The organism is Ochrobactrum sp. C6C9, from assembly GCF_022627935.1.
GTDB lineage: Bacteria > Pseudomonadota > Alphaproteobacteria > Rhizobiales > Rhizobiaceae > Brucella > Brucella teleogrylli.
The window spans coordinates 1-6496 of the sequence record NZ_JABXGB010000066.1 but is presented as its reverse complement, the minus strand read 5'-3'; the positions used below and the strand labels follow the sequence as shown (position 1 = coordinate 6496).

Here is a 6496-nt window from a genome sequence, read left to right as displayed (position 1 = left end):
TATTGCTGAAAACCCTTCTGGCAGAAACCTCACTCACCCAAAATGCCCTAAATCAATGGGACAGAGACGGCGCATACGGCGCTGTGGCGATGGGTAGCGTATACCGTAACAATTGCGGCAAACCGGCTATCTCCGCTGGCACCAGTCCACGCAGGAGAAACTGATTGGATCGCCGACCGGATAATCCATATATTTCCGGCACATAATAGTTATGGAAGTTGACGGTAATCTTCGGTGTCAGGGGATTATTGGCGTCGTTTACCGACTGATGCTCTTGCGCTGCAACGCCATTCATCAAAACGAAGGACAACAGCAGTCCAAGACCTGTACGCGTGAAGATCGACATCTCAAGTTTCCCCATTTCATATCGAAAAGGGTATCTTAAACGCACGGAAAATGAAGTTTGTTACAGTAACAAACAGCACATTTTCTGTGTGTGTAGCGAACTACGTCTTGCTAGGATTCCATCAGAGCGGACATACGCACCAGATCGGCCAGCGATCCTGCCTGCATCTTCTGCATGACATGCGCACGACGCACCTTCACGGTGATTTCCTTCACCTCGAGTTGAGCGGCTATCTGCTTATTCAATAGACCTTGCACGACGAGCGCGAACACATCACGTTCGCCCGCTGTCAGGCTCATCCAACGGTCGTGAATCTCAGAACGCGCTTGTTCGTCCTGCAAACGTTTCTTATCGCCGTCGATGGCCCGATAGACAGCGTCCAACAGATCATGATCACGAAATGGTTTCGGCAGAAAATCAACAGCCCCGTTTCTGATGGCATTGACGCCCATGGTGATATCGCCGTGACCGGTAATGAAGATAACCGGAATACGAATACCGAGGCCTGTCATCTGGGCGAAAAAATCCGTACCTGTCTGCTCCGGCATTCGCACATCAAGTATCATGCAGGACGGGCCAGACTGGCGTTCGAAATCAAGGAAACTCCGCACAGATTCAAAGCTGATCACCTTCATATCGATGGAAGCAAATAAATCTTCCAAGGCGCGCCGAACCGAGAGATCGTCATCGATAATGTAAACGACCGCTGCGTTCTCGTGTGTAGCCGTCATTGCTCGCCCATCCTGACCGCTGGCACTTCCAGCAGAAACGTCACGCCATTCGACCCGGCACCCAATGCACCTTGGGCATCGGTCCAGATACGACCACCATTGGCCTCTATGATAGTGCGGCTGATCGTCAGCCCCAACCCGAAGCCGCCGTCTTTCGTGGTCCAGAACGCATCGAAAAGGCGTTCTCGCGTTGCATTCGTGAGACCTGATCCCGTATCAGCTATCGAAAACCGCAAGCTGGCATTTACGCCGAACTGGGATTTTATCAGGAGAAACCGATCGTCCCTATCCGTCCCCGCCATTGCTTCAATGGCATTGAGGATCAGGTTGCCGATGACCTGCTGTATTTGCACCCGATCTGCCCAAGCGGACGGTAGATCGTTCGCCAAGTCAAGTTGAAGGCGTATCCCATTCCGGTGAAGCTCTGCTGCGGCCAGATCGGCCATTTCACGGATGGCCATGTTGAAATCAAAGCGCCCGATCTTTGGCTTTTCGCCTTTGGACAAGCGGCGAACACGATCAAGGATTTCACTCGCACGATGAGAATCCGCAGATATCCGCTCAAACGTTGATAGAGCACGCGCCACGTTTGGCGGAGTTTGTGACAGCCAACGGTGGCCGGCGCCCGCACTGGTTTCGATTGCAACCAGTGGCTGGCTGACTTCATGGGTAATGGAGCCGGTCAGCTGACCAAGGGTGGTCAGTCGTGCAAGTCGCAACAAGCGTTCCCGCGTCTCGTGGGCTTCTGCTTCCGCATCGACCAGTTTCAGGCCCAGATATGCTGTGCACGCGATGGCCACAATGCTGATCAATGTGTTGATGAAACCAACATTATAAGAGCCCGAGCGCGTCAGGCCGAAGCTTACAACAGTCAAGACGATGCAGCCAGCGGCGACACCAATCACTGTGCGGTGCGAGAACAATCTGGCCGAAACCAGCACGATAGCTGTATAGAAAACAGCGGCGGCTATCGCGTAATCGGTGACTGTGTCGAATACGAAAATGGCGGCGCAGAAAATCGCTAGTACCAGAGATGCCGCAATGTCCTGCGGAGACATGCGGTGAAGGCCTTTCATTCGCATCTAGCGCTCCTCTCTGGTGTTAAGTTTGAAGCTTCATTTGAACCTTATAGCTCCAATCCTTTGGTTTGATCTACCATGATACTTCGCAAGATCCGGCATGCGTTCAAGCCACACAGTCGTTTCTATGAAAAAGTGACCAGCAGCATAGCTGCTGGCCACTTCCTTCGATGTGACGCTGCGAGGCACCGACAGCGTCACATCAGAACCACTGACCAAAGCGACGAATGTAGAAACTCTTCATGCCTTGGGCGACAACACAGTAGGCGAACAGCGTTGCGAGCAGCCATGGGAAGTAAGCCCAGGGTAGCGGTTGCAAGCCGACCATAGTTCCAAGCGGCGAGAATGGAATGTAGATGCCAAGCGCCATGATCAAACCGGTCATCAGCATCACGGGCAAAGCGGCAGTGCTTTGGATGAACGGTATTTTCTGCGTGCGCAGCATATGCACCACAAGCGTCTGCGACAGCAGGCCCTCAATGAACCAGCCCGACTGGAACAGTGACTGCATGTCCGGCGTGTTCGCCGCAAAGACATACCACATCAACGCGAAAGTCGTGATGTCGAAGATCGATGACGTCGGCCCTACCCAAATCATGAAACGACCGATGTTCCGGGCGTCCCATTTCCGGGGTTTTGCCAGAAACTCTTTGTCCATGCGATCCCATGGCAGGGAAAGCTGGGAAATGTCGTACATCAGATTCTGGATCAGCAAATGAATTGCCAGCATCGGCAAGAACGGTATGAAAGCGCTCGCCACAAGGACCGAAAACACATTGCCGAAATTTGAGCTGGCGGTCATATTCAGATATTTGATGATATTACCAAAGGTTTCACGACCTTTGATAACACCCTCTTCCAGCACCATCAGACTCTTTTCGAGAAGGATAATATCGGCAGATTCCTTCGCAATATCAGTGCCACTATCAACCGAAATACCCACATCCGCATCGCGCAATGCTGGGGCATCGTTGATACCATCGCCAAGAAACCCAACCGTATGACCATTTGCCTGCAACGCTTTGAGAACCCGTGATTTTTGCAATGGCGTGAGCTTTGCAAAAACTGTGGCTTCCTCAACCGTCGCGCGCAATTTTTCGTCGTTCATCTTCTCGATTTCTCGACCAAGAATTGGCGTGCCCGGCTCCAGTCCAACTTCACGGCAGATCTTTGTGGTGACGACATCATTGTCCCCAGTGAGTACTTTGACGGCAACGCCATGCTCGGCCAAGGCGGCAATTGCGGGACGTGCAGTTTCCTTTGGCGGATCGAGGAAGGTCAGGAAGCCTTGCACCACCAGCTCTTTCTCATCCGGGATATCATAGCGCGCCACGGTGGAAGACGGATCGATCTCTCGTGTGGCGACCACCAGCACACGGAAACCATCACGATTGTAATCGCGTGCCAGTTCGACAAGCGCTTTACGGCGCGCATCATCCAGCGGCTTGATTTCATCGCCGTCGCGAATTGAGGTTGAGATCGCCAGCATTTCTTCCACTGCGCCTTTACAGACCAGCAGATGCTCGCCACCAAAACCTTCAACCACAACCGACAAGCGGCGACGAACGAAATCGAACGGCAGTTCATCCACTTTTTTGTAGAACCGAGCTGAAGCAGTGCTTGAGGGGCTGTCTTCGGCAAAGCGAATAACGGCCTGATCCATAAGGTTCTTCACGCCGCTCTGATGGTAGCTGTTGAGCCATGCCAACCGCAATACACTTGGATCACATTGGCCGTTAACATCAAGATGGTGTTCGAGGATGATCTTGTCTTGAGTCAATGTGCCGGTCTTGTCTGTACAAAGCACATCCATCGCCCCGAAATTCTGGATGGCATTCAGACGCTTCACCACGACTTTGCGGCGCGCCATTGTGACAGCACCTTTGGCAAGGTTCGAGGAAACGATCATCGGTAACATTTCGGGTGTAAGACCAACCGCCACAGCGAGCGCAAACATGAAGGCGTCAGGCCAGTCCCCTTTGGTAAAGCCGTTGATCAGCAGGACCACCGGCACCATTACCAGCATGAAGCGGATCAGAAGCCAGCTCACGCTGTTAACACCCCGATCAAAGGCCGTTTCTGCGCGCGAACCCACGACCGCCTTCGCAAGCGAACCAAAGTAAGTGCGTGCGCCGGTTGCGACCACAACAGCAGTCGCTGTGCCGCTGACGACATTTGTGCCCATGAAGCAGACAGTCGGCAGATCAAGCATGTCCATCTGATCACCGACGGTTGCTTTAGTCTCGGCAGACTTTTGAGCAACAGCGCCAAGCGTGTCATATTTTTCAACCGGTAGAGCTTCACCCGTCAGGGCCGCCTGACTGACGAACAGATCACGCGATTCAAGCAGTCGCACGTCGGCAGGGATCATATCGCCAGCTGAAAGCTTGACGATATCGCCTGCGACGAGTTCGGCCATGGGAACTTCGACCAGTTTTGCTTCCACACCTTGTGCGTTTCCGCTTCCCTGACGGCGCAACACTGTTGCAGTTGTGCGCACCATGGCCTTAAGCGCTTCCGCAGCTTTGCCGGAGCGGAATTCCTGCCAGAAACGCAGCAATGCGCTGAGGAACACCATCGTCAAGATAATCGTCACGCCGGTATATTCCGGGTCTTCGCCGTTGCGCAGCGGAAGAATGATATCCGTAACGGACGATATAGCCGCAAGCGTTACCAACACGGCGATAAACGGGTTTTTGAAGGCGAGCAGAAACTGTACCAACGCGTGCGGACGCTTTTCATGTGCTACATGATTGGGTCCGTCCTTGATCAGGCGGTGTTTCGCTTCAGTCTCAGTCAGGCCGTTGATGGTCGTCCTGAAATTTGCGAGCGTCGTATCAACGCTGTTTTGTGCCTCGCGCACCGCACGCATTGACAGTTTCCTGTCGTCCTTGCGGGCAGCGGCAGATACGGGCTGTTTCAATATGGCATTCATGTCATTATCCTCATGCCGCCACGTCCGGCACGAGCGCTGACATGCCCCCCTTAAGGGATATGCCAACCCATGCCGCACCGTCGAAGCGACGTCCGGTTTGTTTTCCTGTCGAGATTGTGAAAAGCCTGCCCGATTAGCGCTACCGGGGATAAACGAGCGGACCTACTGGGGTCATCGTCCATGGTCTAATTTCACTGTTTGAATGATTTCGCTTATCAATGCACCCAGGTTGACGTTCGGTTCTGCTGCCCGGCAGCAAGCAACAGGCCGAAACGTTCCAACACCGGCAACGACCTATAGTGTGCAATCTCTTCGCGGTCTGTTGTCCAGCGACATTCCACGCGTCCGTTTTCAGGATTGACGTACCAGATCGTTGTCAGTTGGGGAGCCTTCCGGATGGCTCCGTCACGGTTCACATCGGCTTCAAACACGTGGCTATAAGTGGTTACGCTGCTGCGAGCGGTTTTGCGGCTAATGGAATGCATAGGCACACCAAAGCGCGCGCCAAAATTTGCGATTGCGGCTGCAATATTCATCTCTTACCTCATGACGCGCCACTGCGAGCGTCCGGGCAAGAGCATGAGATTAGCTCTCGTCGAACAACCCCAGTGGCGACAGCTTTCGACTACTGTCGCTTGGCATTGTGTTTTCCTGTGTTAAGGAGCTTGTTGCTCCGACGGCATCTCTTTACCAGATGCGCCTTTCGCGAGCTACGAAAATGCATGGTTTTTGCAAGGTGCATTATGGTACACGGCATATACCAAGGTATACGCCGTGTGATGCTTGGGCAGTCTGCATGCACCGCAGCCGCTGGCGTAGCTCAATTACGATGCTTTTCCAAACCGATCCGCCGATTGATCCAATCGGGCTTGATGGTGGCTTTGGACAGTTCAAGATCGGCAAATAGCTTCTCCTGTACCAACTCAGGCATTTTGCTTGAACGCGGCGATCCCGACGCTCGGCTGACATGCATCAAAACCTGCTCGCAGAAGGCCGTTTCCTCCCCGTCTCCATTCAGCATCTGCATAAAAACATGCATACGCTTGTGATCGACATTCAAGACAGACAGCTCCACGTTCAATGTTTCATCGACGTGGCATTCTTTCAAATATCCGATACGGCTATCGAGGGTATAGAGCGTGGCATTATTTGCCTCACGATAGGCGGCATCAATGCCAATTCGGTCCATATAGGCAGTGGCGGCATCCGAAAAGACGATACCATAGGCATAGTCCCCCATATGGCCGTTATAGTCTATCCAGCTCGGCGAAACGCTTGTGCGATAAATGGGTAAGGTTTCACTCATGCTCATTTCCTCCGCTCCAGCCAGGCATAGAACTCTCCGACGATACCTTTACGGAAGAGGATGACGCATGCCATGAAGATGATGCCGGTGACGATTGTG

General features: G+C 53.1%; 6 protein-coding genes. All 6 read right to left on the bottom strand.

All coding sequences use genetic code 11. The features are described 5' to 3' along the window. Window positions 1-52: 52 nt before the first annotated feature. The 6 genes from HWD97_RS23835 to HWD97_RS23810 all read right to left on the bottom strand — a co-directional run bounded on the left by HWD97_RS23835 (window position 53) and on the right by HWD97_RS23810 (window position 6397). A complete protein-coding gene (locus tag HWD97_RS23835; RefSeq protein ID WP_371835768.1) occupies window positions 53-346 on the bottom strand; it encodes a hypothetical protein in 294 nt (97 codons plus the stop codon). A gap of 110 nt (window positions 347-456) precedes the next feature. Next, window positions 457-1077: a response regulator transcription factor gene (locus tag HWD97_RS23830; protein WP_121538061.1), complete on the bottom strand. Its 621-nt coding sequence runs from the start codon at window positions 1075-1077 to the stop codon at window positions 457-459. Next, window positions 1074-2159: a sensor histidine kinase gene (locus HWD97_RS23825; RefSeq protein WP_371835767.1), complete on the bottom strand. Its 1086-nt coding sequence runs from the start codon at window positions 2157-2159 to the stop codon at window positions 1074-1076. Before HWD97_RS23825 ends, HWD97_RS23830 begins: the two co-directional genes overlap by 4 nt. A 199-nt stretch (window positions 2160-2358) precedes the next feature. Then, window positions 2359-5091, bottom strand: coding sequence for a magnesium-translocating P-type ATPase (gene mgtA, locus HWD97_RS23820; RefSeq protein ID WP_371835766.1), 2733 nt, complete (start codon window positions 5089-5091; stop codon window positions 2359-2361). Between the two features lie 215 nt (window positions 5092-5306). Beyond that, the gene (locus HWD97_RS23815) at window positions 5307-5627 is read right to left on the bottom strand and encodes a hypothetical protein (RefSeq protein ID WP_171319844.1); all 321 of its coding nucleotides are present in this window, start codon (window positions 5625-5627) and stop codon (window positions 5307-5309) included. Window positions 5628-5911: 284 nt separating this feature from the next. Continuing rightward, a complete protein-coding gene (locus tag HWD97_RS23810) occupies window positions 5912-6397 on the bottom strand; it encodes a thioesterase family protein (RefSeq protein ID WP_371835765.1) in 486 nt (161 codons plus the stop codon). Window positions 6398-6496 lie beyond the last annotated feature (99 nt).